The sequence below is a fragment of the Kingella denitrificans ATCC 33394 genome (genome assembly GCF_000190695.1).
In the GTDB taxonomy this organism is placed as follows: Bacteria; Pseudomonadota; Gammaproteobacteria; order Burkholderiales; family Neisseriaceae; genus Kingella_A; species Kingella_A denitrificans.
Genome location: NZ_GL870929.1, coordinates 76,162 through 99,745, shown reverse-complemented (window position 1 = coordinate 99,745; position 23,584 = coordinate 76,162). Strand labels below are relative to the sequence as shown.

Genomic DNA, 23,584 nt, shown 5'->3' with positions numbered 1-23,584 from the left:
CTTGCAGGCTGCTTTACAATCCATCCACTTTTCAATTTTGACCAAACAGGAGTCCGTTTCTGTGGGAAACAGCATTATCAAAAACATTATCATCTGGGGCGCGCTATTTTTAGCCATCGGCGCAGGCGTCAATGCCATGCAGGAGCGCAAAACCGATGGCAAGCAAATTGAATATTCCCAGTTTATCCAACAGGTTAAATCCGGCGAAATCAACAATGTCAATTTGGAAGGCTCGCCCGCAGGCTATCGGATTAGAGGCGAACGCAACGACAGCGAAAGATCTGCCTTCACCACCAACGCACCGCTGGACGACCGCCTGATTACGACACTGGAAGAAAACAAAGTCCGCATTAAAGTCACACCCGAAGAACAACCCGGCTTCTTGCGCGGCCTGCTGACCAACCTGCTGCCCGTATTGCTGCTGATCGGCGTGTGGATTTACTTTATGCGCGCCCAATCCGGCGGCGGCAAAGGCGGTGCGTTCTCGTTCGGTAAAAGCCGTGCGCGCCTGCTGGACAAAGATGCCAACGCCGTGACCTTTGCCGATGTGGCAGGCTGTGACGAAGCCAAAGAAGAAGTGCAGGAAATCGTTGAATATTTGCGAGACCCGAGCCGCTACCAATCGCTGGGCGGCCGTGTGCCGCGCGGTATTTTGCTGGCCGGCTCTCCGGGCACGGGTAAAACCCTGTTGGCCAAAGCCATTGCCGGCGAAGCAGGCGTGCCGTTCTTCAGCATTTCCGGTTCCGATTTTGTGGAAATGTTTGTTGGCGTGGGTGCAAGCCGTGTACGCGATATGTTTGAGCAAGCCAAAAGAAATGCACCCTGCATCATCTTTATTGACGAAATCGACGCCGTCGGCCGCCAACGCGGTGCCGGTTTAGGCGGCGGCAACGATGAACGCGAACAAACCTTGAACCAGCTTTTGGTGGAAATGGACGGCTTCGAGAGCAACCAAACCGTGATTGTGATTGCCGCCACCAACCGTCCTGACGTGCTTGACCCCGCCCTGCAACGCCCCGGCCGTTTCGACCGCCAAGTGGTTGTGCCGCTGCCCGATATCCGCGGCCGCGAGCAGATTTTGCAGGTGCATGCCAAAAAAGTACCGTTGGATTCCAGCGTGGATTTGGTTTCTTTGGCACGCGGCACACCGGGCTTTTCAGGTGCTGACTTGGCCAACTTGGTCAATGAAGCCGCCTTGTTTGCCGGTCGCCGCAACAAAATCAAAGTCGATATGAGCGACTTTGAAGATGCGAAAGACAAAATTTACATGGGTCCGGAACGCCGCAGCATGGTGATGACCGATGAAGAAAAACGCGCCACCGCCTACCACGAATCCGGACACGCCATCGTTGCCGAAAGCCTGGACTTCACCGACCCCGTCCACAAAGTTACCATTATGCCGCGCGGGCGAGCGCTGGGCCTGACATGGCAACTGCCGGAACGAGACCGCATTTCGCTGTATAAAGACCAAATGTTGAGTCAGTTGGCGATTCTGTTCGGCGGGCGCATTGCGGAAGATATTTTTGTCGGACGCATTTCCACCGGCGCGTCCAACGACTTTGAGCGCGCCACGCAGATTGCCCGCGAAATGGTAACGCGTTACGGCATGAGCGAAAAAATGGGCGTGATGGTGTATGCCGAAAACGAAGGCGAAGTGTTCTTGGGGCGCAGCGTGACCCGTTCGCAGCACATTTCCGAGAAAACGCAGCAGGAAGTGGACGCGGAAGTGCGCCGCATTCTGGATGAGCAATATGCCGTCGCCTACAAAATTTTGAGCGAAAACCGCGACAAAATGGAAGTGATGTGCAAAGCGCTGATGGATTGGGAAACCATCGACCGCGACCAAGTGCTGGAAATTATGGGCGGCAAGCAACCGAGCCCGCCAAAAGATTACAGCCACAACATCCGCCCCGAAAACGGCGGTGCAGAACCTGAATTTACGCAGCTTCCCGAAGCCGAAGCACCCGTAACAGAGCAGCCTGCACCAGCTGATTCGCCCAATCAACACGGCAACGTGTAAAAGAAAACCCTATCTGTGGTTCACTGTGGATAGGGTTTTTTAATGCGAAAAGCAGCCTGCACTTTCGGTCATCGCCATTCGGGTGCAGGCTGCTTTTGAAATGATGGTGTCAATATGATGCCGCCATAAAAGATTAAGCGCATATGCAAAAAAACATATACGCTTAATTTGGCTGGGGATGTAGGATTCGAACCTACGCATGTCGGAATCAAAATCCGATGCCTTAACCAACTTGGCGAATCCCCAAAAAAGGTTTTCTGGCTGGGGATGTAGGATTCGAACCTACGCATGTCGGAATCAAAATCCGATGCCTTAACCAACTTGGCGAATCCCCAACTTTATCGCTTTGCAGCGATTGGAAAGCTGGTATTATGCAGTCCGCAGGCTGCATTGTCAATTATATTTTGTAAATATTTTTTATCTATTTGAAATCATGCCGAATAAAGGATGCGTTAGCAAACTGTGGACGCACCAGCTTTGCCAGCGGTCGGACAACTGTTGTCGGATGTGCTGCGCCTGCTGCGGTTGTTCGCATGTTAAAAACAGGCACGAACCCGAACCCGTCATGCGCGGCGTTCCGTATTGCTGCAATTCGGCAAAAGCAGCCTGCACTTCAGGATAGTTTTGCAAAACAACGGCTTGCATATCGTTGCGCAACGGTTGAAGGTTTTGGTAGGTCGGATGCGGATGGCCGATGCTGTTGCGCGGCAAATCGGGATGGGCGAAAACGGCGGGCGTGGACACATGAACATCCGGCCGCACCAGCACATAATATTGTTGCGGCACATCAATGGGTTGCAACTGCTCCCCCACGCCGCGCGCAAATGCCGTCCGCCCGAAAATGAAAAAGGGCACATCCGCCCCCAACGGCAGGGCCAGTTCCAATAATTGCGCCGTGTCGAGGCCGCATTGCCACAAATCGTTCAGCACCATCAGCACGGTGGCCGCATTGGAGCTGCCGCCGCCCAAACCGCCGCCCATCGGAATGCGTTTTTCCAGCCAGATATCAGCGCCGTGTCCGGGTGTCGCGGCGTTGTCGCGCAGTGATTGGGCGGCGCGCACCACCAGGTTTTGTTCGTCGGGCACGTTGGGCGTGGGCGTGTGCAGGACGATTTGCCCGTCGCTTCTGGGGACGATGCACAGCGTGTCTTGCAGGTCAATCAGCGTGAAAATGCTTTCCAGCGCGTGATAGCCGTTTGGCAGCCTGCCGATAATGCGCAGGTCGAGATTGAGCTTGGCGGGCGATGGATAGCGGGGATGATGTTCGGGCAGCATAATGGTTTTCCGGAAGTTTCAAAAGCAGCCTGCACTTGGTTCAGCAGAGGGTGCAGGCTGCTTTTGGTCGATTTAGTTCAGGCGGACGGCGGCATCGAGTGCAATGCGGATCATTTGGTTGAACGACGTTTGCCGCTCGTCCGAATCCAACGATTCGCCGCTCACCATGTGGTCGGACACGGTGCAGACGGTTGCGGCTTTTGCGCCATATTCGGCGGCAACGCCGTAAAGCCCCGCCGTTTCCATTTCCACGCCCAGCACGCCGTATCGGCGCAGGCGTTCGGTCAGTTCTCCGTCCGGATGATAAAACAAATCGCTGGTATAAAATGCGCCCACGCGCACGGGAATTTCGTTGGCAGAAGCAGCCTGCACCAGTGTTTGCACAATGCCGAAATCGGCAATGGCGGCAAAATCGCTGCCGTTGAAGCGCAGGCGGTTGACGCGGCTGTCGGTGCTGGCACCCAGGGCAATCAGCACATCGCGCACCTTCACATCGTCCCGCACCGCGCCGCACGAGCCGACGCGAATCAGGTTTTTCACGCCGTATTCGGTAATCAGCTCTGTGGCGTAAATCGAACAGGAGGGGATGCCCATGCCGTGTGCCATCACGGAAACCCGTTGATTTTCATAAAATCCAGTATAGCCGTACATATTGCGCACGGCGGTGATTTGCTGCGCGTCCTGCAAAAAATGTTCGGCAATATAACGGGCGCGCAAAGGGTCGCCGGGCATCAGCACCGTGTCGGCAAACGCGTCTTTTTCGGCGGAAATATGGGGTGTCGCCATGATGTTTCCTTTCTAGGAACGGGTAATCAGCGTGCGGATATGCGCACGAATCGGCTCGATTTCGCGCAGGGTGCGGATGGCCTGGAACAGCGATTCTGCTTCGGGATACACGTCGCGCATCATGCCCAGCCACTGCTTCAGGCGCGCCACGGCGTATTTCCCCTGCGGCTCGTGTTGCAGGCAAAGCTCGATAAACTGTGCTATCCACACGATAATTTCATCATCAAACAAAGCAGCCTGCACTTCTTCGCCGCGCAGATATTGCCGAATCTGTCGCGCCAAATCGGGCCGCATCACCGCGCCGCGCCCCAGCATCACATCGTCGCAGCCGCTTTGCGCGCGGATGTCGATATAGTCTTGCAGGCAGAACACATCGCCATTGGCAATCACCGGAATGGCAACATGCCGGCGGATTTTATCGACCCAGCCCCAATGCGCCGGCGGACGGTAGCCTTCGATTTTGGTGCGCGCGTGCACCGTCAGCACCGATGCGCCGGCTTGGGCGATGGCATCGGCATTTTCCAATGCCAAATCTTTGTTTTCAAAACCTAAACGCATTTTTGCGCTAATCGGGATATGTTCGGGCACGCCTTGCCGTATGGCGGAAACGATATGGTAAATGCGCTCGGGCGTTTGCAGCAGCACCGCGCCGCCCTGATGTTTATTCACCGTGGGCGCGGGGCAGCCAAAATTCAAATCAATCTGATGCGCGCCCAATCCGACCGCCACCAGCGCGTTTTTCACCATCATTTCCGCATCGCTGCCCAACATCTGTACCACGCAGGGAATGCCGGCATGGGTTTTGTTGGCCGTTGCAATTTCCGGCACATGGCGCAACCACGTTGCCCGCGAATGCACCGTGTGGGTAATCCGCACAAATTCGCTGACGCATTCGTCATAACCGCCGATTCGGGTCAGCAAATCACGCATGACAAAATCGCACAGGCCTTGCATGGGCGCCAGCACGAGCCTGCCGGAACGGGGTTTTTCGGGAGCGTGGTTCATAAAACGGAGCACTTTGGAGACGGCTGTTTGAATGGCGGGATTTTAACAAGATTACCGGCAATGCAAAAGCAGCCTGCACACGTCAAAAACTGAAATGCAGGCTGCTTTCGGGCGCTTCTGCGGCAATGTGCAGGCTGCTTTGATGCGGCCGCAGCCCCTGCCCCTCGGCATGCGCGTTTATTCGATGACCAGTGGCGCAAATGATTTAACGGTTTCGTCCACCGCCTTCACGCGCTGCAAAAAGGCTTCCAGTTGTGCCAGCGGCAACGCGCTCGGACCATCGCAGCGTGCCTGATTTGGATTTTCGTGGCTTTCCAAAAACAGGCCGGCCAACCCCGTTGCCATGCCGGCCAAAGCCAAATCCAGCACCTGCGCCCGCCGTCCGCCCGATGCCGCCGCGCCGCTTTCGCGCTGCTGCAACGAATGGGTCACGTCGAAAATAATGGGCGCTTGGCCGCAGGTTTTCTTCATCACGCCGAAGCCCAGCATATCCACCACCAAATTGTCGTAGCCGAACTGCGTGCCGCGTTCGCACAAAATAATCTGCCGATTGCCCGCCTCGTGGAATTTTTCCACGATATTGTTCATTTGCGCGGGGCTCAAAAACTGCGGTTTTTTAATGTTGATGACGGCACCGGTGGCCGCCATTGCCGCCACCAAATCGGTTTGCCGCGCCAGAAACGCGGGCAGTTGCAGCACGTCGCACACTTCGGCCACAGGTGCGCATTGGTATGGCTCGTGCACATCGGTAATCACGGGGCAGCCGAATTCGCGTTTCACGGCGGCAAAAATCTTCATGCCTTCGTCCAAGCCCACGCCGCGGTACGAATGGATGGAAGAGCGGTTGGCTTTATCGAACGAGGCTTTGAACACCAAAGGGATACCCAGTTTTTCCGTAACGCGCACATAATGCTGCGCCGCACGCAGGGTGCTGTCCAAGTCTTCCAGCACGTTAATGCCACCAAACAAGGTGAACGGGCGGTTATTCGCCACCAAAATATCTTTAATCTGAACCGTTTGCATCATGATTCCTTTTGCATTGCCCAAATATTTGCTCATTATAAAGTGCAGGCTGCTTTGTCATGTCGCTACAAAGCAGCCTGCACTGTTCCATGGTTATTGTTCGGCCGATTCGGCATCTGCCTGCGCCTGCTTTTTGGCTTGAGCCTCCGCACGGCGTGCATCCTGCTTCTCAATCGCTTCGCGGATACCCGGCTGCTCCAAAGCGTGCAGGCGTTCTTCCTCGCTCACTTCACCTTGGAAACGGTTGTCCAAATTGAAGCGTTTGCCGCCGCGCGCCACTGATTTGATGTATTTCGGGCGGCGGCAGTGGTTGGCCAACACGCGTTTAATCAGCTCCGGACTGAACTGGCCGAGCGCCTGAATCAAATCGTTCTCAATGCCCACCGACAGCGGCTTGAAGCGCTTGAACACATCGTATTTGCCGTAAATATATTCCGCAATCATCTCGGTTTGCTTTTTCTTGCTCATGGTTTCCACGGCACTTTTCAGCGCCATGCCCAATGCGGTTTCTCGTCCCATTCTGTTTTCCTAATAACTAATCAAAAATCCGTATATTCGCGCAATACCTCGCGCAACATATCCATGTCGTCAATCGTTTCGACCTTTGCCCGCCCCAGTTGCGGCAGCGTTACGAAACGCATTTTTCCGCTATGCACTTTCTTATCGTGGCGCATATGGGTCAGCCAACGGTCAAACGAAAATGCGGGCGGCACATCGGGCAAAGCAGCCTGCCGCAGCAAAGCCTTCACCCGTTCGGTATCGCCGGCGGGCAGTTGATACAGCCGCTCCGACAATCGGCAGGCCAATACCATGCCGGCGGCAACCGCTTCGCCATGCAACCATGTGCCGTAGCCCATTTCGGTTTCAATCGCATGACCGAACGTATGCCCCAAATTCAACAATGCGCGGACGTTTTGTTCAGTTTCGTCCTGCGCGACAATATCGGCTTTCATTTGGCAGCAATGCGCCACCGCCTCCGCCAATATGTCCGGCTGGCGCTGCATCAATGCAGGCATATTCTGTTCCAGCCACTGCAAAAAAACCGCGTCGCCCAACAACGCATATTTGATAACTTCCGCCATGCCGGACGAAAATTCTTTGTCGGGCAATGTGTTCAGCGTGGATAAATCGGCCAGTACCACCTGCGGCTGATAAAACGCGCCAATCATATTTTTGCCCAGCGGGTGGTTAATTGCCGTTTTGCCGCCCACTGACGAATCGACCTGGCTCAACAATGTGGTAGGTATCTGAATAAACGGGATTCCGCGCTGATATGTGGCTGCGGCAAAACCCGCCATGTCGCCAATCACGCCGCCGCCCAAAGCGAGAATGGTGGTTTGGCGGTCTGCGTGATGCGTTAAGAGCCCATCATAAATTTTCTGCAACGAATCATTATTTTTGTGGATTTCGCCATCCGGCAGCACAATGGAAAAAAATTCAATTCCATGGGCGTGCAGGCTGCTTTCTAACGGCTGCAAATACCATTGCGCCACCACGTCATTGGTAATAATGGCGGCTTTTTTGCCTATCTTCTGCTGAAACAAAGAAAAATCCTGCAGAATTCCTTCGCCGATATAGATAGGGTAACGATGTGAAGCAGCCTGCACTGTCAAAGATTTCATTTGCGCCCAACCAATTCAAAAATTCTATTTAACGTTGTCTGGCAACCCGATTTGCCCACTTCCAAAACCATGTGCGCCGTTTGGCAGTAAAGCTCATGGCGCGTTTCATATAATTCGCGGAATTTGCTTAGTGGATCGGCTACTTGAAGCAATGGACGATTTTTATCATATTTCGTGCGTTCAAACAAAATTTCAGGCAAAACATGCAGATAAATAACCGTGCCACGGTTTCGCAGACAATGCCGATTTTCTTCACGCAACACTGCACCACCGCCCGTTGCCAACACAACATTATCCATCGCAGTCAATTCTTGAATTACCATACTTTCCCGTTGCCGAAACCCCTGCTCCCCTTCTATCTCAAAAATAGTGGGAATATTCACGCCGGTACGCTGGCAGATAACGTTATCGCTATCATAAAAAGGATATTGCAGATGACCGGCAAGCTGGCGGCCAAGCGTTGTTTTACCCGCTCCCATCAAGCCGATTAAAAATAAATTGCCTGCCATGTTTTTCTCCATGGCAGGCATTTTAACCTAAATTTGCAAAATATGCAGAGGCTTTTTAGTAGCGCAACACAGTGCTCTCACCACCCATAATACGTGGTGTGATGAAGAACAACAGTTCATTACGCGTGTGGCTGCGTGAGCGTGATTTGAACAAATTACCCAAAACAGGAATATCGCCCAAGAACGGTACTTTACTAATGTTATTAGACATTTGTTCTTGATAGATACCACCCACAACCAAAGTGCCACCATCTTCAATCATCGCCTGAGTTTTCACGGCGCGCGTTGTAATACCAGGTTCGCCTTCAACGTTTACACGAGTATAGTCGGGCTCGTCTTTGTTAATCGTAATATCCAAGATAATTTTGGAATCTGGCGTAATACGTGGCGTTACTTTCAAGCTCAAAATAGCGTCTTTAAATGATGTTGTTACCTCACCATTACTACCGCGCGTGGTATAAGGAATTTGAGTACCTTGGCGAATTTCGGCTTCTTTACGGTCTTGTGTCAATACACGTGGCGTAGAAATTGTTTTCGTCAAGTTATCTGTTTCCATTGCAGACAATTCCAAGCCCAACGCGCCTGAAGCCCAAGAACGGATAACTGCAATAGAGCTTGTGGCGCTGCTTACTGGCAGATTCACGTTAGGTGCAAAGTTCACACCACCATTCGAGCCAGACCCTGTACCATTGCCCACATAACGGCGATTTGCTTCAACACCATTACCCCAGTTACTACCCCATGAAGTAGAACCTTGACGGTTAGCGCCAAATTTCACACCCAAATCACGAGCTACACCGTCTGCCGCTTCAACAATACGTGCTTCCACCATCACTTGTTTGGCTGGCACATCCAACTCTTCAATTAAACGCTGGAATTTTTGAATAACAGTTTGTATGTCAGTAATAATTAATGTATTGGTTGCAGGGTCAATTAATGCACTACCGCGAGGACTCAAAATAGTCTTACTATTATCACCATTTGTTGAACCATTATCGGACAACCGCAAAATATTTTTAAATTCTTCTACGTTTTTATATTTCAACTGGAAGCTTTGAGACAAAAGAGGTCCCAACTGTTCCATTTCTTGACGACCCTTCGCCTCTTCAAGGTCTTTTTCTCTCAATTCTTGACGTGGGGCAATGTTAATAATATTGCCGTGTTTGCGCATAGCCAAATTACGCGCATCCAAAACTAAATCCAACGCCTGATCCCAAGGCACATCTTTCAATGACAAGGTCATTTTACCTTGCACAGAATCACTGGCAACAATATTCATGCCAGATTCTTTGGCCAATACTTGCAATACAGTACGTACATCAACGTTTTGGAAATCCAAAGAAATTCGTTTACCCGTAAAATTTTGTGCTTTCGGGCGACCTGAAAGTACTGAAGCTTCCGCAACATTACGTTTAGGCGAAACTTGGATAGCATAACGACCATTATTTTCAGTCACTTTATGCTGCCAAGTGCCTTGGTTGCGGATAACAATCTGCGTATCGTTACCCAAGCGTTTCACTGTAATCGCTTTTACTGGCGTTGAAAAATCTGTTACATCCAAATTGCGCTGCTCTTGCGTAGGCAAAGCATAGTTTTTCAAAGTAACTACAATGCGGTCATTCTGCGCCTTGATTTGTGGTTGGCCACCATGAGCAGAACTAAACTCGACAACACCTGCATTTTGTGATGCTTTACGGAAATCAATGTTGAAACCACTCGCATTCGCAGTGGGCACATAGGTGTTACGAGCCCCTGCCACAACACCCGCATTGGTTGCTGCTGTATTGGTTGATGCAGATTCACTTACATAAATCCATACTTCATTGCCACGAACTTGGGCATTATATTGTGCATCTTTTGTCAAACCCAACAGAACCCGTGTATTAGCATCATTTTGTGCTGCCACAACTTGGTTCAATAATGCATCATTAAACGTTAATGCTGATTGAGCCAGTTTCACACCAGTATTACGAAAATCCAAAGCAATGCGTGCAGGCGAGCTGGTAATAAAACCGCTTGGTTCTACTGGATCTCTGTCAAATTTTAATTTGATCACACGCTGTTGATCTGGTAATACCGATACATTCACATCGGTAATATTTCCAGCAAAAGCAGCCTGCATCATCAAACCCAAACCAAATACTGATAACTTTTTCAGTGAATTTGTTTTCATAAGATAAACCTCTTAAATTATTAATCTAATACAAAATTATTTCCCAGCATCTGTCGGTGTGGATGTTGGTGTGCCATCTATCGTCAGCGTTAATTCCGCATCACGATTTACCCAGTTACCAAAAGTATCCTCTACAGTCTCGACAATTCCAATTCTGTCTGCAGTAATTTTGGTAATACGCCCAAAGTTTTGCCCCAAGTAATTACCTGGTCTGACAGTATATACATGTGGCTGACCATTCACATCCACTTCAATCAAAGCAGACAGTGCATTTTTTGAGCCGATGGAACCCACATAACGGAGGTTTTCCAAACTATAATTTTCCAAAAGCTCTTTTGTACGGTTCAAGTTAGGCGCACTACCATTTTGGAAAGCAGCCTTCATCCGTTGCATACTATATGCATTAGGGCCAGATTGCTGTGGTGCAAAATACGTTACAGGTTCAAGTGGTGCAGGCGGTTCGGCAGGGCGCACTTTAGTCTTCGCATCTGCCCTTGTCTGGTTCATCCATTCATGTAAATCCCCATACTTTTCAGAACAGCCTGCCAGCACCAACGCCGACATTAAAACTAATTTAACTTTCATTATTGTTTCCTGTTTGATCATATTTTAGAGAACTCACTGAGCCGCTGATGCACTACTTGCTGCAGAAGCAACTTCAGATGCATCCAATGCTTTGTATGTATTCGCCATTGCAGTGAAGACCAACTTACCTTTGTTGTCACCCTCGCCAGCCGCTAATGTTATGTTCGCTAATGTGACAATACGCGACATTTGACCAACATCTCGTGTAAATTGAGCGATTTGTTCATAGTTCCCCGATACTGAAATAGAGAAAGGCAACCGCTCAATAGGACCCTCAATGACTTTAGCTTCCGGAGTTACCAAACTCATAGTCAATCCATTCTTAGCAGCCGCTTGGTGCAACTCTTGAATCAATGTTGGAATTTCAGCGCTTGTTGGCAATTGTTTCAATAAAACACGCGTTGACTCTTGGATTTGCTCCAATTCCGACTTCAGGTTATCCAAGCTAGCTGCTCGAATACTTTTTTCTGTGAATTCTTGCTTAAGCTGCTCTTCTTTTTCCTGCGCTGCTGTCAACTCTTCCAGTTGAGACTGAAACAAGGCAACGTAACCCACCCCAACCAATGCCGCAGCCAATACAATGGCTAATAACAATTGAACCGGCTTTGGTTGCAGATGCAATTTATTTACATCAAAACTCATTATTTACCTCCTTCTGGATTAGATGCTGCAGAAGACGCAGGTGCTGAAGCAGAAGGTCCTTCTGAATCTGGAATAACCACTTTATTTTCCAACAACAAAGCTTTCAATGAGAACTGCTGCCCATCATTCGTTTTTTCGATTTTCAATAACTCTGGCGGATCAAATACGCCCGTGCTCGGCAATGCAGTCATAAACATCGCAACTTTATTATCACTGATTGCTTTACCGGTAATCGTATATTGATTACTAATGATATTTTTCGATGCATCACCTGTCAAAGACAGAAGATATGCACCATCCGGAACCAATTGGTTCAACGTATCGATAATGCGTGCACCTTCAAAACGTTTATTATCCAACTCCGCAACTTTTTGGCGACGCTCCAAGAAATTACGTTTTTGCTCATTCAACGTTTTAATTTCCGCCAACTCTTTATCTAAGCCAGCGATACCCGTTTGCAAGCTCTCATTACGACCAAGCTGGTTTTCAACCATCCCCAACAACGTAGCATAAACAGCTGCTGCTGCAAGCACGCCTGCAATAGCACCAACAATCATAATCACCTGAAATTGCTTTTTCAGCCTTTGCTCTTCTAGTTCGCGATATGGCAGCAAATTAATTTTAATTAAATTCATATTAAATCAAACCTCTCAATGCTAAACCGAATGCCATCGTCAAAGAATCTGCATCTTTCTGAAGTTGCGTACCATCGATTTTTGACTTACTGGCTGCTAAAGAAACAGGGGCACATTGTTGTGTCGGGATATTGGTATGCGTTGATACCACATGATCCAAACCGGCTGCATCTGTACAACCTATGCCACTAATGAATATCTGGCTGATATCGACACCTTCATCCATATTTTGTGTAGCCAAGAAGAATTGCAATGCACGCTGGACTTCCTGAGCAATCTGCATATTGAAACTTTCGGTAATCAATTCGCGGTAATCGCCCGGCCTGCTGCCTCGGCCATAAGCCATCGCAACCGCTTCGGAATCTGTGCATTGGTAAGTCCGTTGAATCAACTGTACCAATTGCTCAAAACCCAAGTTAGCTTCATGACGGAACAGAATTTTGTTGTTTTGCAGCACCATCGCGTTCATATTCACATCACCGACATTTACCACCAAAATCTTGGAGCGGGTAAATTGGTTGCCCATCATTTCATCCGCGTAGATAAAAGCATTGGCCAGCGCAAACACATCCACATCCACATTCACAGCCTGCAAACCCACTTCTTCCAACAAATCGACACGACTATTCACGTCATCTGTCTTTGCTGCTGCGATAACGACAGACAGAACACCTGTCCTCGGGTCTTCCGACAACTCCTTCCAGTCATAGTTCACACCGTCCAATGCGCCGACGCGCACCACTTCAGACTCAACCATTTCCTGTAAAGAAATATCGTTGCCTTCAGGATCGTAAGAAAAATTTTCCTCAATGGTCACAATACCGCTTGGCAATGCAATATTGACTTGCTTGCAACTTGTTTTCAACTTGGTATAACATTGTTGCAAATGAGAGACAAGTTGGTCAAAATCAACGATGTCATTGCCTGAAACCACATTGCCCGGCAGGGTAACGGCGGCATACTTTTCCAGTTGGACCTGGTTTAATTTGCGGCCGGACAACTGTACCATACGGATACCGCCCTGCCCGATATCTACACCAATAACGCTATTCCTGCTAATGCTGGAATCCGCTTTATTGCTTGTATTTTTTCCATTTTTTCTTGAACGCATAATTTTAAATCCTTACTCTAGGCATAAAACATTTATAATGCAGCCTGCTGTTTGGCTTTATTCCAATAACAAAAAAGATAAGTTATTTTACTTTATTTTAAAAAACAAATGGCAACTTTAAATTTAATTTGTATGGAAATTTCATGATTAAGAATTTGCTTACCACCCTTTTGGGGCTTTTATTCGGATTATTCTTGTTTGCAGTGGGTCTTCTGACTGTTGCAATTTTGATAACTTATCCGAAACTCCCCAGCTTGGACGAGGTTAAAAAATACGAACCCAAAGAACCGCTGACCATTTATTCCGCCGACAACGTCATCATCGGCACTTATGGCGACGAACGGCGCGAATTCACGCCCATTGACCAATTTCCCGACGTGCTGAAAAACGCGGTGATTGCGGCGGAAGACAAACGTTTCCGCGAACACTGGGGCGTGGACGTCATCGGTGTGGCCCGCGCCGCATTGGGCAACCTGACCGGTGGCGTGCAGTCGGGCGCGAGTACGATTACGCAGCAGGTGGCACGTAATTTCTACCTGACCAACGAACGCACGTTTACCCGTAAATTCAACGAAGCGCTGCTGGCTTACAAAATTGAAAAGACGTTAACAAAAGACCAGATTTTGGAGCTTTATTTTAACCAAATCTATTTGGGGCAACGTGCTTACGGTTTTGCGGCGGCGGCCAAAATTTATTTCAATAAAAACGTGCGCGACCTTAACCTGGCCGAAGCAACCATTTTGGCCGGTCTGCCCAAAGCACCGTCTGCCTTTAATCCGATTGTGAACCCCGAACGCGCCCGCCTGCGTCAGGAATATATTCTGAACAACATGGTTGAGCTGGGCATGATTACGGCTGCAGAAAAGCAGGCTGCACTCAATACGCCGCTGGTTTACGAACGCTACCGCACCGAAATCAACCAAGACGCGCTTTACGTGGCCGAAATGGCACGCCAATACCTGTTTGACCGATACGGTGAAGCGGTCTATACCAAAGGCTGGCATGTGTACACCACAGTCAAAATCGCCAATCAGCAGATTGCCACGCAAGCCATGCGCAAAGCGCTGCGCAACTTCGACAAAGGCAGTGCATACCGCGGTGCCGAGCAACAGCTGGATTTGAGCAAGGTAGCACCCGAAGATATCGAATACGAAGTAGAACAATACCTTGCCAATACCTACACCGTTACCGGCATGATTCCCGCCATCGTGCTGCGCGCCGACAATAAAGGTATTACCGTATATATGCAGGGCGGGCGCAAAGCCGATTTGACCATCCAAGACATGGGCTTTGCCGGCCGCGCCATCAACAGCAAAGCGCTGGGCGACAACGCCATCAAAGTCGGCTCGCTCATCCGCGTGGCACAGGCGCGCGGCGGCCGCTATACCGTGGTGCAGCAGCCTTCCATTCAAGGCGCGCTGATTTCGTTGGACACTGAAACCGGCGCCGTGCAGGCAGTCGTGGGCGGCTATGACTACCACTACAAGAGCTTTAACCGTGCCACACAAGGTATCCGCCAACCCGGTTCCACATTCAAACCGTTTGTTTACTCGGCCGCCCTGTCCAAAGGCTTCTCCACCGAAAGTATGGTAGAAGACGCGCCGCTGAACATTGGCGGATGGCAACCGAAAAACTCCGACGGCAATTACGCCGGCATGATTACGCTGCGTTCCGCACTGACCCGTTCCAAAAACACCGTGTCCGTGCGTATCCTGCAAACCATCGGCGTACGTTACGCGATTGACTACATTCAAAAATTCGGCTTCAAACCCAACCAGTTGCCCACCACTTTGTCGCTGGCCTTGGGCGCAGGTTCGGCCACACCGCTGCAAATGGCGGAGGGCTATGCCGCATTTGCCAACGGCGGCTATAAAATTTCCGCATATGTGGTAGATAAAATTTACGACAGCAAGCGCAATTTGGTGGCACAAATGCAGCCTTTGGTGGCCAAACAAAATGCGCCGCGCATCATCGACCCGCGTAACGCATACGCCATGAACTCCATGCTGATGAACGTGGTGCGCAACGGTACGGCCACGCGTGCCAATGCGTTAGGACGCTCCGATTTGGCGGGCAAAACCGGTACGACCAACGACTTTAAAGACGCTTGGTTTGTGGGCTACACCCCGAAAATCGTGACCGCGATTTATGTGGGTTACGACAAACCAGCCAGCATGGGTCGACGCGGCTTCGGCGGCACATTGGCCTTGCCGATTTGGGTGGAATACATGAGATTCGCACTCAAAGGCATGCCGCAAAAAGGCTTCGAAGTACCGAAAGGCATGAGCCCGCTGCCAGTAACCATCGACTCTGTCGGCGGTGGCGAGCCTGTGGTGGAATCGGTGCTGGAAGGCGATAATTCCGTGAGTGCGGAACGCCCTGTCAGCCGTTCAGAGCAGCCTGCACCGAAAAACGACGGCGGCACGCCGCTGGAACCGGAACGCGAACTGCTGCCGAACAACCCGCCTGAACCGCGCAACCGTCGCCAGGCACCGCCTCCGGCCGATGATGAAACCGATGCCTTGTTTGAATAAAACCGGCACCATCGGCTGACGGCTCAGCCCAAAGCAGCCTGCACTTTGCAAAATCAAAGTGCAGGCTGCTTTTTTATAGTGGATTAAAATAAAAATGAGACAAGGCGGCGAGCCGCAAGGCGTACAAGTAGTACGTCAAGGCGAGCCAACGCCGTATCATTGCGATTTTAATTCACTATAACGGCCCAATCCGCAATGCGGCCATCGTCCGGCATGGTATGAAGAAATCCACGCTTCCGCTATAATCCGTGTCCGCCAACCTCATTGAAAGGGAAACCCATGAAACATTTCCACAGCCTGCTGGCCGTATTATTTGCACTATCGGTGCAGCCTGCTTTGGCCGACCCCACCAACGGCCCGTTGCAGCACGACCCCATGCTGGCTTCCTACGGCTACAATATCGATGGATACGGCAGCGGCGGGCAAGTCAGCGAACGCAGGAACAAAGCGAACTTTGCCGCTATATTGTGGACCAGCAAGCCACCTTATTACCGCATTTTCAACAAATGGGAGCTGGCATCGTCATCGCCCACCATCGGCGAGCGCAATATCCGCAACGTGGTGGACGACCTCTGCCCCCGGGGGCAAACCTGCGAACTGGCGGCTTGGCGGCTGAACAGCGGCTGCATTGCCTTGGCGAAATCCGAGCAGACCGAAAAACTGTATGTTGCCGACAGACCGGCCGGCGGCTTCCTCTCCCGCTGCACGCCCGCCAAAGAAGCCGCTTTGCAACGCTGCCAAGACGACGGCAACTCCGCCGACCAATGCCGCGTGATCGGCACGGCCAAACCGTAAACGGTAAATGGTAAACCAAGCAAAAAAGCAGCCTGCACTTCCGTTTTCAAAGTGCAGGCTGCTTTTTGGTATTTTTAATGGCCACGCGCGGAGGTCGGCGGCCTGAAAGAGTGGGCATGGCGGCGATACGCCATGCGCAACCGCCCGGCTAGCCTCATGCAAAATTTTCTGTTTTCCGTGCATAGCGGCCATCTGCCGACTGCCTACGCATCGGCCAACGCCACGCGCAGTTTTAAGCCCCAATAGCTCGCCAGCCCTGTGGTGCTGTGTATCACTTTGCCCTGCCGCACCAGCACGATGGTCGGCGTTACCTTCACCTGCCATGCCTGCGACCAGTCGCCGTGTTCGTCGTTCAGCGTATCGAACGTCCAATGGTGCTGTTGCAGGTAATCGCGCACTTCCTGCCGGCTGCCCGAACGCAACGCCACGCCCAACACGGGCACGCCGTCTTCGTGCAGGCGTTGGATGATGGGCGACGTGTGCCGGCAAATCCCACACCAGCTGCCCCAAAAATACAATACCAGCGTGCGCTCCCGGCTCAACTGCGCCAAACTCACGGGTGCAGGCTGCTTTTCGGTTTGGAAAGCCGTGAATGCAGCCTGCACCGACGCAACAGGCGCACGCCAATAATCCACCAGCACGCTCAATACCGCCACCGTCAGCAGCAACTGGGCGATTTTCAGCCCCCGTTTCACCATTGGCCGCTGCCAAAAAGCCGCCCATTTGCGTGTTCCGTCCATTTTCATTTCCCGTTGATTGTGTCGGCGGCATGATAACACGCCGCGAATCGGCCGAAAAAGCAGCCTGCACGCTGCCATGCCGACAAAAAACCCCTGCCGCCGCCGGCAAAGGCAACGGGCAGGGGCTGTATCGCATCACATTAAGCCGCGATTTTGCCGCACTCTTGCGCGCATTTCACGCAAGATTCGTAGCAGGCACGGCATTCTGCGTGGTGGTTGATGTGCTCTTTGCAGGCAGCGGCACACGCTTCACACGCTTTCACGCATGCACGCGCCACTTGCGGCAGCAAATCAGAGTTTTGCGCGGCCAAATCCATCACCGCAGTGCACAATGCCAACATTTGGTTTACGTTTTTCGCGCATTGCGCCATGCTTTGGTCGCCGGCAGACAGCAAACGCACGCAGTGTGCCAGGCAGTTTTTGCCCGCGCCCACGCAAGACAAGGCCGCAGCGTGCACCGCAGCAAAACGTGCATTTTCAGCAGCCGCGCCGTGACCCGCATGGTTGTGCGCGTGGTCATGGCCGCTGTGCGAATGGTCGCCGTGTGCAACGGCGGCAGTGGCGGCAGTGGCCAAAGAAGCGGCCAGGGTAGATTGGATGAAATGACGACGGTTCATAGTTTTACTCCTTAAAAACAATAAAATATCAAAACATGCGCAATGCATGAAGCCAAAACAACTCACGATTTTAACACTATTTATCACAAACCTTAAACTATTTTACCCGCCGCCTTTCGCCAAATACCGCTGCCGCACAACGGCAAATCTTCCCCCAAACCTACATTTCGCCGCCATTTGGCGATAGAATACGGCTTTCCTTTCCAAAGCAGCCTGCACCATGAACAGCACACTCGCCCTTGCCAAACAATTACTCTCCGAAGCCAGCATCACGCCGGACGACAAAAACTGCCAGCAGATTCTGGCCGATCGCCTACGCGCCATCGGTTTCCAAATCGAAGAAATGCACTTCGGCAACACCAAAAATTTCTATGCACGGCTGGGCAGCGCCGCCCCTCTGCTCTGCTTTGCCGGCCATACCGATGTCGTGCCCGCAGGCGATGTGCGGCAATGGACGTTCGACCCGTTCACCCCCACCGAACACGACGGCAAACTGTACGCGCGCGGCGCAGCCGACATGAAAACCGCCATCGCCTGTTTCGTAACCGCCTGCGAACGCTTCACCGCCGCCCATCCGCAATTTAACGGCAGTCTCGCCCTTCTCATCACCTCCGATGAAGAAGGCGACGCGCACGACGGCACCACCAAAGTGGTCGATGCGCTCAAAGCACGTGGCGAACATATCGATTACTGCATTGTCGGCGAACCCACCGCCGTTGCCCGACTGGGCGACACGCTCAAAAACGGGCGGCGCGGCAGTCTGTCCGGCACGCTGACCATCCACGGCAAACAAGGCCATATCGCCTATCCGCATCTGGCGGAGAACCCCATTCACGCCGCCGCGCCCGTGTTGGCCGAATTAACCGCCGTCCAATGGGACAAAGGCAATGCCTATTTCCCCGCCACCGGCTTCCAAATTTCCAATATCCGCGGCGGCACAGGTGCCACCAACGTCATCCCCGGCAGCGTGCAGGTTCAGTTCAACTTCCGCTTTTCCACCGAACAAACCCAAAGCAGCCTGCAAACCCGCGTGCACGAAATTCTGGACAAACACGGCGTGAAATACGATTTGGCATGGCATTTGTCGGGCAACCCGTTCCTTACTGAAGCCGGCGTGCTGACCCAAGCCGCGCAAAACGCCGTCCGCGACATCTGCGGCATTTCCGCCGAACTTTCCACCACCGGCGGCACATCGGATGGGCGGTTTATCAAAGCCGTCGCCCGCGAACTGATTGAGCTGGGCTTCGTCAATGCCACCATCCACCAGATTGACGAACACATCGAACTGGCCGACATCGACAAATTGTCCGCCATCTATGAACACATGATGACGCAGCTGCTCGCATAACCCAAAAGCAGCCTGCACTTTCCGTTTTCCCACCCTCACATGAAGGAGACCCCCATGAGCCAAGTAACCCTGCAAGGCCAACCCATCCGCATCGACGGCACCTTTCCCGCCGTCGGCCAAACCGCGCCCGATTTCGTGCTGGCCGCCAACGATTTGTCCGATAAAACACTGACCGACTTTGCCGGCAAACGCAAAGTGCTGAACATTTTCCCCAGCATCGACACCGGCGTTTGCGCCACTTCCGTGCGCCAATTCAACCAACGCGCGGCCGCATTGGACAACGCCGTGGTGCTGTGCATTGCCGCCGATTTGCCATTTGCCATGGCGCGCTTCTGCGGCGCGGAAGGCATTGACAACGTGGTCACGCTGTCGTCGTTCCGCAGCAGCTTTGCCCAAGATTACGGCGTTGCCATTGCCGACAGCCCCTTGCGCGGCCTGACCGCACGCTCTGTGCTGGTGCTGGACGAAAACAACCGCGTGATTTATGCGCAACTCGTTCCCGAAATCAAAAACGAACCGGATTACGATGCCGCATTGGCCGCATTGGCATAAATTTTCCGCATAAAAAAGCAGCCTGCACTTCGGTTAATGAAGGTGCAGGCTGCTTTTTCCGTTTAACCCTTTACCCGTAAAACACTCTTATAATCAATAGTATGTGCAACCGTCTCATTAAAGGACAAGGAAAGTGTACAGGCAACACATCAAACGGATCGATTCCGCGTAAAGTAAAGGCATCCCCTTTGGGATGTACGCGGCACAAAATGGCACATCATCCAATCATATACAAAGCAAGGCTGGCTAAAACGCAAAGCTCATATTCAGACAAACGCGCCCTTATCCAAAAATTTTTAATGTCTAAGGCTACACATTAAATGCAGTCTTATGTATAGTGAAATTGCCGGCCGCAAGAAGCTGGCATTCCAAACAACCCGCACTGCCGCGCTAACCTGCCGGAATTCGATGATCAAGGAATTTTTTATGAAACGGGACTTTTCAACTGTCAAACGCATCGTCATCAAAGTCGGCACAAGTTCGCTGATACAGCCCGACAAAACCATCAATCTGGAAAGGATAGACCAACTGGCTTTCGTCATTTCATCTTTATCAAACAGAGGTCTGGATGTCATTTTAGTCTCGTCGGGTGCCATGGGGTTCGGCTTGAACGTATTAGGATTGCCCGAGCGGCCTGCCGAAATTGCCCGCCAACAAGCCGTATCCAGCGTGGGGCAGGTTGCCATGATGAGCCTGTATGCCCAAATATTCGGTCATTACCAAGACAAAGTATCGCAAATTTTACTGACACGGGACGTAGTGGAATTTCCGGAAAGCCTGCACAACGTCAGCAACGCCTTTGAAAATCTTTTAGCCATGAAAATTATTCCCATCGTCAACGAAAACGATGCCGTCAGCGTTGATGAAATGGCGCATAACACCAAATTCGGCGACAACGACTGCCTGTCGGCCATCGTTGCGGGTATCGTCCATGCCGATTTATTGCTGATGTTGTCGGATGTGGACGGCCTGTTCGATAAAAATCCAGCCGAGCATGCCGATGCGAAACTCCGCAGCCGCGTAACACAAATCGATGACGCAACCATACGGGCTGCCGGCGGTTCAGGTAGCCGTTTTGGTACGGGCGGCATGGCCAGCAAAATCAAAAGCGCGCAAATCGTCTTCGATAATGCAGGCCAAATGGTACTGATGAACAGCCGCAACCCGCGCGATATCCTGCGCGTTTTGGCCGGCGAAGAAATAGGCACTTGGTTTTCAAAAGAAAAAACAACATAAAAAGGAAATAAGGTTGGTTTTAACGAATAAAGCGCAGCCGAATAAACCGCATTCCTACGCCTCAAAGGGCGCAGTTTCAACCACGAAGGAGATTTTTATGAACGAACAGACCCCACAACAATACATCGCCCGATTGGGCGAAAAGGCAAGACACGCGGCAAAAAGCCTGCCGCAACTGGGTTCGGCACAAAAAAGGCACATCCTGAAAACAGTGGCGGAACACTTGGTATCGCAAACAGACGCCATCTTGGCGGCCAACCGGCGCGATTTGGCCAACGCGCAGGAAAACGGCATCTCCGGCGTGATGACGGACAGATTGATGCTGGACGAAAAACGCATATGTTCCATGGCGCAGGGCATGGTGCAAGTAGCGGATTTGGCCGACCCCATCGGTCAGGTGCTACACGGCCACACCAATCCGGACGGCTTGGAAATCATCCAAAAACGCGTGCCACTGGGCGTGGTGGCGATGATTTTCGAAAGTCGTCCCAATGTTTCGACAGACGCGTTCAGCCTGGCCTTCAAAACCGGAAATGCCATCATCCTGCGCGGAGGCCGCGATGCGCTAAATACCAACATGGCATTGGTGCAAGCCATACGCACCGTATTGAGACAGGCCCGAATTGACGAAAACGCCGTCCAACTGGTGGAAAACACCGGCCGCGACATAGCCGAAGCACTCATGCAGGCTGCCGGATTGATTGACGTGCTGATACCGCGCGGCGGGGCAAAACTGATTCAGACGGTCAAAGAGAAAGCCAAAGTACCGATTATCGAAACAGGCGTGGGTAACGTGCATATTTACGTGGATGAAACAGCCGATCTCGATATGGCTGTGCGAATTGTGGTCAATGCCAAAACACAGCGCCCCAGCGTATGCAACGCGGCCGAAAGCTTGGTCGTGCACGACAAAATAGCCTCCCGTTTCCTACCTATGCTGGAACAGGCCATAGATAAAGTGCATACAGTGGAATTCCGTGCCGACGAACGCGCCCTCCCCTTGTTGAAGAATGCCGTACCCGCCAAACCGGAAGACTATTCGGCCGAATTTTTGGATTATATTTTGTCGGTTAAAACCGTAGATGGCGCACAGGAAGCCATCGATTGGATTAATGCCCATACCAGCCACCATTCCGAAGCTGTCATTACTCAGGATATTTCTTGCGCCCGCCGTTTTCAAGAGCAGGTGGATGCCGCCGTTGTCTATGTAAACGCATCCACCCGCTTTACCGACGGTTTCGTATTCGGATTGGGTGCAGAAATCGGCATTTCCACACAGAAAATGCACGCGCGCGGCCCCATGGGTTTGGAAGCATTAACCAGCACGAAATACTTCGTTTCGGGCAACGGGCAAATCCGCGAATAGCGAATAAAACGGATAGGAAACGCAATATGCCTCAGATTGTCTGAAAATGCAAAAGCAGCCTGCACTTCGGAAAATGAAGGTGCAGGCTTCTTTTTCTGCGTTTCGCCCATTCGAGAGGAAAAGCCGGATATTTCAATCAATTTTCAGGCAGCCTTTAACCTGCAATGAAATATAGTGGATTAAAATAAAAATGAGACAAGGCGAGCCGCAAGGCGTACAGGTAGCACGTCAAGGCGAGTCAACGCCGTATCATTGCGATTTTAATCCACTATATAAACGGATACACTTTTTCAACTAAAATACACGTTCATGTTGTCTGATTTTTCATTTGAAACGGGCAATTCCCGCCAGCATTTCAACAAAGGAATAAAACATGAAATACATCTCCCTGCTCGCTCTCGCCGCCTTATCGCTATCCGCCTGCGCGGAAAAACCGGCCGTTTATCCGTTTCGGGTTGTTCTTTTGCAGTCTGTGCCGCACACCGACACCGATATGCGGCGGGGTTCTTTTATACCTACTGAAATTAATCCAACCGATGGAATCCCTATGCCCTCCATAGCCTTTGAAGGCAATGGGAATTTCCCTTTGGAAAGCGAATGGGACGGAAACTTCAATCAGCATGACACCCTATCCCTAAACTCGTCTTCAGACAAAGTGCGCCTGAATCTGCATGTTGTCTATAAAGAAAAACCCTATATTCAAAGCTGCGATGTGGCGCTCACCGCCAATACCATGACCAGCATCAAAGTGGTGTTTGACGCCGCCGACAAACTGCGCTGCGAGACGGTTAAATAATATTCCGGCCATTTGAAAGAAAAGAGCTGTCTGAACTTTTTCAGGTAGCCTTTATTGGGCGCAGTAGCAAACACAGCTTAGACAATACCCAACATTTTCGGTTAACTCAACAGTTTTGCTGGGTTTGGCAACCCAAGCTACTCTTGCCAAACTTTCCCCCAGATACATAAACAGCCCGTACAATCGGGCTGTTTTTTCGTGTATTCAATCTGAG

22 protein-coding genes and 2 tRNA genes are annotated in these 23,584 nt (G+C 51.3%); 8 read left to right on the top strand and 16 right to left on the bottom strand.

All coding sequences use genetic code 11. The annotated features are described in order from the left end of the window. Positions 1-61 precede the first annotated feature (61 nt). Positions 62-2,020 (top strand): ATP-dependent zinc metalloprotease FtsH, encoded by a 1,959-nt coding sequence (gene ftsH, locus HMPREF9098_RS00460; protein WP_040564119.1) that lies wholly within the window; start codon positions 62-64, stop codon positions 2,018-2,020. Positions 2,021-2,189: 169 nt separating this feature from the next. On the opposite strand, the gene HMPREF9098_RS00455 is transcribed toward ftsH, so the two are convergent. The 14 genes from HMPREF9098_RS00455 to pilM form a co-directional block, all read right to left on the bottom strand. Beyond that, positions 2,190-2,266: transfer RNA gene (locus HMPREF9098_RS00455), tRNA-Gln, on the bottom strand. 12 nt (positions 2,267-2,278) lie between these two features. Further along, positions 2,279-2,355 (bottom strand) — tRNA-Gln (locus HMPREF9098_RS00450). Positions 2,356-2,437: 82 nt separating this feature from the next. Next, the gene (ispE, locus tag HMPREF9098_RS00445; protein WP_003780893.1) at positions 2,438-3,295 is read right to left on the bottom strand and encodes a 4-(cytidine 5'-diphospho)-2-C-methyl-D-erythritol kinase; all 858 of its coding nucleotides are present in this window, start codon (positions 3,293-3,295) and stop codon (positions 2,438-2,440) included. 72 nt (positions 3,296-3,367) lie between these two features. Next, positions 3,368-4,081, bottom strand: a complete 714-nt coding sequence (gene deoD, locus HMPREF9098_RS00440) for a purine-nucleoside phosphorylase (protein ID WP_003780891.1) — start codon at positions 4,079-4,081, stop codon at positions 3,368-3,370. A 12-nt stretch (positions 4,082-4,093) separates the two neighbouring features. Next, positions 4,094-5,086 (bottom strand): tRNA dihydrouridine synthase, encoded by a 993-nt coding sequence (locus tag HMPREF9098_RS00435; protein ID WP_003780890.1) that lies wholly within the window; start codon positions 5,084-5,086, stop codon positions 4,094-4,096. A gap of 177 nt (positions 5,087-5,263) precedes the next feature. Continuing rightward, positions 5,264-6,109: a 3-deoxy-8-phosphooctulonate synthase gene (kdsA, locus tag HMPREF9098_RS00430; protein WP_040564527.1), complete on the bottom strand. Its 846-nt coding sequence runs from the start codon at positions 6,107-6,109 to the stop codon at positions 5,264-5,266. A gap of 93 nt (positions 6,110-6,202) precedes the next feature. Beyond that, entirely contained in the window at positions 6,203-6,628 is a 426-nt protein-coding gene (locus HMPREF9098_RS00425) for a ProQ/FINO family protein (RefSeq protein WP_003780886.1), read from the bottom strand. 20 nt (positions 6,629-6,648) lie between these two features. After that, a complete protein-coding gene (gene aroB / locus HMPREF9098_RS00420; RefSeq protein ID WP_003780884.1) occupies positions 6,649-7,731 on the bottom strand; it encodes a 3-dehydroquinate synthase in 1,083 nt (360 codons plus the stop codon). Continuing rightward, positions 7,728-8,240, bottom strand: a complete 513-nt coding sequence (locus HMPREF9098_RS00415; protein ID WP_232618030.1) for a shikimate kinase — start codon at positions 8,238-8,240, stop codon at positions 7,728-7,730. Before HMPREF9098_RS00415 ends, aroB begins: the two co-directional genes overlap by 4 nt. Positions 8,241-8,295: 55 nt before the next feature. Beyond that, entirely contained in the window at positions 8,296-10,413 is a 2,118-nt protein-coding gene (locus tag HMPREF9098_RS00410) for a type IV pilus secretin PilQ (protein ID WP_003780878.1), read from the bottom strand. A 36-nt stretch (positions 10,414-10,449) separates the two neighbouring features. After that, a complete protein-coding gene (locus tag HMPREF9098_RS00405) occupies positions 10,450-10,998 on the bottom strand; it encodes a pilus assembly protein PilP (RefSeq protein WP_040564118.1) in 549 nt (182 codons plus the stop codon). Between the two features lie 33 nt (positions 10,999-11,031). Beyond that, positions 11,032-11,640, bottom strand: coding sequence for a type IV pilus inner membrane component PilO (locus tag HMPREF9098_RS00400; protein WP_003780875.1), 609 nt, complete (start codon positions 11,638-11,640; stop codon positions 11,032-11,034). Then, positions 11,640-12,275 carry a PilN domain-containing protein gene (locus HMPREF9098_RS00395; RefSeq protein WP_003780873.1) on the bottom strand — a complete coding sequence of 212 codons (636 nt, stop codon included), beginning with the start codon at positions 12,273-12,275 and terminating at the stop codon, positions 11,640-11,642. Before HMPREF9098_RS00395 ends, HMPREF9098_RS00400 begins: the two co-directional genes overlap by 1 nt. Before the next feature lies 1 nt (position 12,276). Beyond that, a complete protein-coding gene (gene pilM / locus HMPREF9098_RS00390; RefSeq protein ID WP_003780872.1) occupies positions 12,277-13,386 on the bottom strand; it encodes a type IV pilus assembly protein PilM in 1,110 nt (369 codons plus the stop codon). A gap of 143 nt (positions 13,387-13,529) precedes the next feature. Here pilM and HMPREF9098_RS00385 point away from each other — a divergent pair, with 143 nt between their 5' ends. Together HMPREF9098_RS00385 and HMPREF9098_RS00380 are read left to right on the top strand one after the other, a co-directional pair. Then, the gene (locus tag HMPREF9098_RS00385; RefSeq protein ID WP_003780871.1) at positions 13,530-15,920 is read left to right on the top strand and encodes a penicillin-binding protein 1A; all 2,391 of its coding nucleotides are present in this window, start codon (positions 13,530-13,532) and stop codon (positions 15,918-15,920) included. 279 nt (positions 15,921-16,199) lie between these two features. After that, complete coding sequence (locus HMPREF9098_RS00380) at positions 16,200-16,715, top strand: hypothetical protein (protein ID WP_003780870.1); 516 nt, start codon at positions 16,200-16,202, stop codon at positions 16,713-16,715. Positions 16,716-16,918: 203 nt separating this feature from the next. Here the strand turns inward: HMPREF9098_RS00380 and HMPREF9098_RS00375 are convergent, their stop codons facing one another. Together HMPREF9098_RS00375 and HMPREF9098_RS00370 are read right to left on the bottom strand one after the other, a co-directional pair. Beyond that, positions 16,919-17,455 (bottom strand): protein disulfide oxidoreductase, encoded by a 537-nt coding sequence (locus HMPREF9098_RS00375; RefSeq protein WP_232618027.1) that lies wholly within the window; start codon positions 17,453-17,455, stop codon positions 16,919-16,921. 140 nt (positions 17,456-17,595) lie between these two features. Next, positions 17,596-18,072, bottom strand: a complete 477-nt coding sequence (locus HMPREF9098_RS00370) for a four-helix bundle copper-binding protein (protein WP_003780868.1) — start codon at positions 18,070-18,072, stop codon at positions 17,596-17,598. A gap of 220 nt (positions 18,073-18,292) precedes the next feature. Here HMPREF9098_RS00370 and dapE point away from each other — a divergent pair, with 220 nt between their 5' ends. From dapE to HMPREF9098_RS00345, 5 genes are all read left to right on the top strand, one after another. Then, complete coding sequence (dapE, locus tag HMPREF9098_RS00365) at positions 18,293-19,420, top strand: succinyl-diaminopimelate desuccinylase (protein ID WP_003780866.1); 1,128 nt, start codon at positions 18,293-18,295, stop codon at positions 19,418-19,420. A gap of 54 nt (positions 19,421-19,474) precedes the next feature. After that, the gene (gene tpx / locus HMPREF9098_RS00360) at positions 19,475-19,972 is read left to right on the top strand and encodes a thiol peroxidase (protein WP_040564117.1); all 498 of its coding nucleotides are present in this window, start codon (positions 19,475-19,477) and stop codon (positions 19,970-19,972) included. Between the two features lie 426 nt (positions 19,973-20,398). Then, the gene (gene proB, locus HMPREF9098_RS00355; protein WP_040564520.1) at positions 20,399-21,208 is read left to right on the top strand and encodes a glutamate 5-kinase; all 810 of its coding nucleotides are present in this window, start codon (positions 20,399-20,401) and stop codon (positions 21,206-21,208) included. A 97-nt stretch (positions 21,209-21,305) separates the two neighbouring features. Then, on the top strand, positions 21,306-22,574 hold the full coding sequence (locus tag HMPREF9098_RS00350) for a glutamate-5-semialdehyde dehydrogenase (protein WP_003780862.1): 1,269 nt from the start codon (positions 21,306-21,308) through the stop codon (positions 22,572-22,574). A 373-nt stretch (positions 22,575-22,947) separates the two neighbouring features. Further along, positions 22,948-23,370 carry a hypothetical protein gene (locus HMPREF9098_RS00345; protein WP_003780857.1) on the top strand — a complete coding sequence of 141 codons (423 nt, stop codon included), beginning with the start codon at positions 22,948-22,950 and terminating at the stop codon, positions 23,368-23,370. Positions 23,371-23,584 lie beyond the last annotated feature (214 nt).

Coding starts and splice junctions, on each gene's coding strand:
- ispE (WP_003780893.1), bottom strand. CDS start 3,295: ATGCTGCCCGAACATCATCCCCGCTATCCATCGCCCGCCAAGCTCAAT.
- deoD (WP_003780891.1), bottom strand. CDS start 4,081: ATGGCGACACCCCATATTTCCGCCGAAAAAGACGCGTTTGCCGACACG.
- HMPREF9098_RS00435 (WP_003780890.1), bottom strand. CDS start 5,086: ATGAACCACGCTCCCGAAAAACCCCGTTCCGGCAGGCTCGTGCTGGCG.
- kdsA (WP_040564527.1), bottom strand. CDS start 6,109: ATGCAAACGGTTCAGATTAAAGATATTTTGGTGGCGAATAACCGCCCG.
- HMPREF9098_RS00425 (WP_003780886.1), bottom strand. CDS start 6,628: ATGGGACGAGAAACCGCATTGGGCATGGCGCTGAAAAGTGCCGTGGAA.
- aroB (WP_003780884.1), bottom strand. CDS start 7,731: ATGAAATCTTTGACAGTGCAGGCTGCTTCACATCGTTACCCTATCTAT.
- HMPREF9098_RS00415 (WP_232618030.1), bottom strand. CDS start 8,240: ATGGCAGGCAATTTATTTTTAATCGGCTTGATGGGAGCGGGTAAAACA.
- HMPREF9098_RS00410 (WP_003780878.1), bottom strand. CDS start 10,413: ATGAAAACAAATTCACTGAAAAAGTTATCAGTATTTGGTTTGGGTTTG.
- HMPREF9098_RS00405 (WP_040564118.1), bottom strand. CDS start 10,998: ATGAAAGTTAAATTAGTTTTAATGTCGGCGTTGGTGCTGGCAGGCTGT.
- HMPREF9098_RS00400 (WP_003780875.1), bottom strand. CDS start 11,640: ATGAGTTTTGATGTAAATAAATTGCATCTGCAACCAAAGCCGGTTCAA.
- HMPREF9098_RS00395 (WP_003780873.1), bottom strand. CDS start 12,275: ATGAATTTAATTAAAATTAATTTGCTGCCATATCGCGAACTAGAAGAG.
- pilM (WP_003780872.1), bottom strand. CDS start 13,386: ATGCGTTCAAGAAAAAATGGAAAAAATACAAGCAATAAAGCGGATTCC.
- HMPREF9098_RS00385 (WP_003780871.1), top strand. CDS start 13,530: ATGATTAAGAATTTGCTTACCACCCTTTTGGGGCTTTTATTCGGATTA.
- HMPREF9098_RS00380 (WP_003780870.1), top strand. CDS start 16,200: ATGAAACATTTCCACAGCCTGCTGGCCGTATTATTTGCACTATCGGTG.
- HMPREF9098_RS00375 (WP_232618027.1), bottom strand. CDS start 17,455: ATGGACGGAACACGCAAATGGGCGGCTTTTTGGCAGCGGCCAATGGTG.
- HMPREF9098_RS00370 (WP_003780868.1), bottom strand. CDS start 18,072: ATGAACCGTCGTCATTTCATCCAATCTACCCTGGCCGCTTCTTTGGCC.
- dapE (WP_003780866.1), top strand. CDS start 18,293: ATGAACAGCACACTCGCCCTTGCCAAACAATTACTCTCCGAAGCCAGC.
- tpx (WP_040564117.1), top strand. CDS start 19,475: ATGAGCCAAGTAACCCTGCAAGGCCAACCCATCCGCATCGACGGCACC.
- proB (WP_040564520.1), top strand. CDS start 20,399: ATGAAACGGGACTTTTCAACTGTCAAACGCATCGTCATCAAAGTCGGC.
- HMPREF9098_RS00350 (WP_003780862.1), top strand. CDS start 21,306: ATGAACGAACAGACCCCACAACAATACATCGCCCGATTGGGCGAAAAG.
- HMPREF9098_RS00345 (WP_003780857.1), top strand. CDS start 22,948: ATGAAATACATCTCCCTGCTCGCTCTCGCCGCCTTATCGCTATCCGCC.